At 74.0% G+C, this 4,171-nt stretch carries 4 protein-coding genes; 2 read left to right on the plus strand and 2 right to left on the minus strand.

The window, feature by feature from the left end; all coding sequences use genetic code 11:
- The coding region (locus ACVNF4_RS33225; protein WP_461806591.1) for a M14 family zinc carboxypeptidase at window positions 1–1,069 on the plus strand (1,069 nt) is incomplete at its 5' end.
- Between the two features lie 12 nt (window positions 1,070–1,081).
- On the opposite strand, the gene ACVNF4_RS33230 is transcribed toward ACVNF4_RS33225, so the two are convergent.
- On the minus strand, window positions 1,082–1,480 hold the full coding sequence (locus ACVNF4_RS33230) for an SSI family serine proteinase inhibitor (RefSeq protein ID WP_461806592.1): 399 nt from the start codon (window positions 1,478–1,480) through the stop codon (window positions 1,082–1,084).
- A gap of 62 nt (window positions 1,481–1,542) precedes the next feature.
- Window positions 1,543–2,094, minus strand: coding sequence for an FHA domain-containing protein (locus ACVNF4_RS33235; RefSeq protein ID WP_461806593.1), 552 nt, complete (start codon window positions 2,092–2,094; stop codon window positions 1,543–1,545).
- Between the two features lie 162 nt (window positions 2,095–2,256).
- Here ACVNF4_RS33235 and treZ point away from each other — a divergent pair, with 162 nt between their 5' ends.
- Entirely contained in the window at window positions 2,257–4,023 is a 1,767-nt protein-coding gene (gene treZ / locus ACVNF4_RS33240) for a malto-oligosyltrehalose trehalohydrolase (RefSeq protein ID WP_461806594.1), read from the plus strand.
- Window positions 4,024–4,171: the final 148 nt, after the last annotated feature.

Here is a 4,171-nt window from a genome sequence, read left to right on the forward strand (position 1 = left end):
GGCGCACGCGAACGAGCCGACGGGCGGGCCGACGCTGCTGGCGCTGGCGGAACGGGTGCAGCGGGAGCGGCGGCTGCGCACCGGCAGGTCGTGGCACTTCCTGGTGTGCGCGGACCCGGACGGCGCGAGCCTGCACCGCACACCGGCGCCGCGCAGCCTGCTGGAGTACCACCTGGGCTTCTTCCGGCCGGCGGGCCCCGAGCAGCCGGAGTGGTCGCCCGCGGCGCTCCCCCCGGACCGGCTGCCGCCCGAGACCCTCACGCTGACCGGCGTCATCGACGAACTGCGGCCCTACCTCCAGGTGTCGCTGCACGGCACCGATCTGGGCGGCAGCTGGGTGCAGCTGACCCGGGACATCCCGGGGCTGGCGGCGCCGTTCGCGCGGTCGGCGGCACGCCTGCGCATCCCGGTGGAGACGGGCGCCTCGGACGCGGCGGGCTGGCCGGTGTCGGGGCCCGGTGTGCACGTGATGCCGGGCCCGGGGGCGGGCGCGGCGTACCCGAGCATGCCGGACGACGCGCGCAACAGCACCTGGTACCGCACGCACCGCTACGGCGGGCTCACGGCGGTCGTGGAGGTGCCGATGTGGGCGAGCGACCTGGTGGACGACCGGGCGCCCCACCCGGACCCGCCGACGGCACTGCGGCAGTTGGCGCGCAGGCTGCTGGACGACGCGCGGCTGGTCGAGGAGGTCCAGCAGGAGGCGCTGCCCCGGCTCGGCGGCCCCGAGGGGCCCCTGCTGCGGGCCGCGCGGTGGGGCCTGGACCTGGTGCCGGGGCTGGCCGCCGACTGGACCCACGAGGCCCCGGCGGACACCATACGGGCCTATGTCAGCAGTGTCGACGCGTTCGCCCGGCGGGTGCCGCTGCGGGCGGCGGCGATGCTGCTGCGGGTGCTGCGCGAGCACGACGACCGCGCGGCGCCCCGGCTGGAGCGGCTGGTGCGGGTGTGGAGCGCGTCCTTCGCGGACCAGTTCCACGCCCGCTGGGTACCGCTCCCCCACCAGGTGGAGCACCAGTCCCGCACGGTGGTGGCGGCGGCGCTGCACGCGCGCGGGAGAGCGGCTTAGGGGGTGTACGGCTTACCGGTCCAGGGTGAACACGGCACCCGTGGCCGCCCCCATCTCGCACTTGTTGCCGAACGTCTCCCGGTACTGGACGGGCCGCCCGTTCCACTGCCCGCGCGCGGAGGCTGTGACGGGGGCGTATTCGAGCGTGCACATGACGTCCTGCGCCGGGATGCTCCGGATGTCGCCGCGGGCCTCCCGCAGTTGGGCGCAGGCTTCGGCGGCGTGCGCGTGCCCCTGGGGGACGTCGTTGCACAGCAGGAGGGTGCCCCGCGTGTCGCTGGAGTGGCCGTCGCCCTTGGTGACGCTGATCTGGAGCCAGTTGCCGGGCAGGGCGGCGCCCTGGACGGCGTTCGCGGGGGCGGTGAGGGCCGTGAGGAGCAGGGCCGTGGCGAGGACGAAGAAGCGTGTCATGCCGTAGGCATCGGCACGCGCGCGGGCCGGCCCCACCCCACTCACCCGATCGTGCGCCGCCGTCAGTCGGCCGCGAGGCGGAACTCCACCCGGCCGAAGGAGATCTGGTCGCCCTCCCGGACGAGCGCGGCGCCGATCACGCGCCGCCCGTTGACGGTGGTGCCGTTGGTGGAGCCGAGGTCGCGCAGCACCCACATGCCGCCCTGGTGGCTGAGTTCGGCGTGCACCCGGGACACCGTCTCGTGGGTGAGGCGCAGCCCGTTGGCGGGGTCCCTGCCGATCCGCAGAGGGTGTCCCGAACCGGGCATGGGGAGCAGGAGTTTGGGGAGCCGCTCGGCCCGCCAGGCGTTGCGCAGCCGGAACGTGAAGCCGGAGACCGCCTCGACGCTGCCGAACACCATCCGCGACAGCCGCTTCTCGCGCGGCAGGTCGGCGGTGAGCGCGGCGAGTTCGTCCGAGCGGCGCGCGGAGAGCGCCAGTTCCATGCGCCGGATGAACGTGTCGTGCGACAGGCGGCCCATGGCGACGCCGTCCCGCAGCACCTTCAGCGCCTTGTCGCGCTCCACGTCGGAGAGCCGCGCGGGGTACGTGTTGAACTCGAAGGACGACGTCACGCTGGTGATTGTCTTTCAGTAGCCCCCGGGTGTCCAGAAAACCGGAGAACGGCTGTTCACGCGCGCGTGGGCGACGGTTTCCGTTCCGGTGAACGCGTTACCGGGGCGTACCGGGCGGCGATGGCCCACGATGGACGGGCCACCGACGAAGGGGAACCGTCCGTGCAGTTCGAGGTGTGGGCACCGCAGGCCGGCCGCGTGACACTCCACACGCGCCCCGGCGACACAGACGCAGACGGCGGCACGCGCGCGCTGGAGCCCGATCCGCAGCGCGCGGGATGGTGGACGGGCGAGGCGGACGCGGCCGACGGCACGCGGTACGGCTTCGCGGTGGACGACGGTCCCGTGCTGCCCGACCCGCGCTCGCGCCGTCAGCCGGACGGCCCCGACGGGCTGAGCGCCGTCGTCGACCAGGGCGCGTACGCGTGGCGTGTGCCGTGGCCGGGGCGCGCGTTGCAGGGGGCGGTGCTGTACGAGCTGCACGTCGGCACGTTCACCCCTGAGGGCACCCTGGACGGCGCGGCGGACCGCCTCGGGCATCTCGCCGCCCTGGGCGTCACACACGTCGAGCTGATGCCCCTGTGCCCGTTCCCGGGGACGCACGGCTGGGGCTACGAGGGCGTGTCCCTGTGGGCCGTCCACGAGCCGTACGGCGGCCCCGAGGCGCTGAAGCGGTTCGTGGACCGGGCGCACGAGCTGGGGATCGGGGTGGTCCTGGACGTCGTCCACAACCATCTGGGGCCCTCGGGGAACCATCTGCCCGCGTTCGGGCCGTACTTCACGGACACGCACCACACCCCGTGGGGGGCCGCCGTCAATCTGGACGCGGCCGGGTCGGACGAGGTCAGATCGTTTCTGCTGGGCAGCGCGCTGGCGTGGCTGCGGGACTTCCGGCTGGACGGGCTGCGGCTGGACGCGGTGCACGCGCTGCGGGACACGCGCGCGTACCCGTTCCTGGAGGAGCTGTCGGCGGCCGTGGACGTGCTCGCCGCCGAGTCGGACCGGCCGCTGTTCCTGATCGCCGAGTCCGATCTGAACGACCCCCGGGTGATCGCCCCGCGCGAGCGGCACGGCCTCGGGGTGCACGCGCAGTGGAACGACGACTTCCACCACGCGCTGCACTGTGCGCTGACCGGGGAGTCGCAGGGGTACTACGCGGACTTCGCGCGCGCCCCGCTCGCGGCGCTGGCCAAGACGCTGACGGGCGGGTTCTTCCACGACGGGACGTACTCGACGTTCCGGGGGCGGCGGCACGGCCGTCCCCTGGACCGCTCCCGGACGGCCGCTCACCGGCTCCTCGGCTACAGCCAGACGCACGACCAGATCGGCAACCGCGCGCAGGGCGACCGGCTCTCCGCGTCCCTCTCCCCCGGGCTGCTGGCGTGCGCCGCGGCCCTGACCCTGACGGGGCCGTTCACGCCGATGCTGTTCATGGGCGAGGAGTGGGCCGCCTCGACGCCCTGGCAGTTCTTCACCGACCACACCGACCCGGAGCTCGCGGAGGCCGTCCGGCGGGGCAGGCGGCGGGAGTTCGCGGCGCACGGCTGGGCCGAGGAGGACATCCCCGACCCGCAGTCGCCGGCCACCCGCGACCGCTCCTGCCTGAACTGGCCGGAGCGCGAAAAAGAGCCCCACGCGCGCGTCCTGTCCTGGTACCGCGCCCTCATCGCCCTCCGCCACACCCACCCCGACCTCACCGACCCCGACCTCACCGACCTCCACATCGCCTTCGACGAGACCGCCCGCTGGCTGGCCTTCCGCCGGGGTGACGTCCGCGTGGCGGTCAACCTGGCGACCGCCCCGGCGGACATCCCGCTGGGCCCCCGCCCGGCCCGCGTCCTGGCCTCCTGGGGCCCTGCGGAGCCGCCGGGGGCCGACGGGCTCCTCCGAGTCCCCGGGGAGTCGTGCACAGTGCTGGAACAGGACTGAGGGGGCACGGTTCCGGGGTGTGTATGCGCCGGGGCGATCGCGGCAGCCCGCTCCCAGCCGCAATAGCGTGCATCAAGCCTCAGTAAAGCGCCCTGACCTGCACTTTTGATCTTTCTTTTGCCAATCGCTTTACCTTTCCTTGGTGATT

Source organism: Streptomyces sp. S6, assembly GCF_054880855.1.

Excerpts from the sequence above, each read along its gene's own strand:
- ACVNF4_RS33230 (WP_461806592.1), bottom strand. The coding sequence starts at position 1,480 with ATGACACGCTTCTTCGTCCTCGCCACGGCCCTGCTCCTCACGGCCCTC.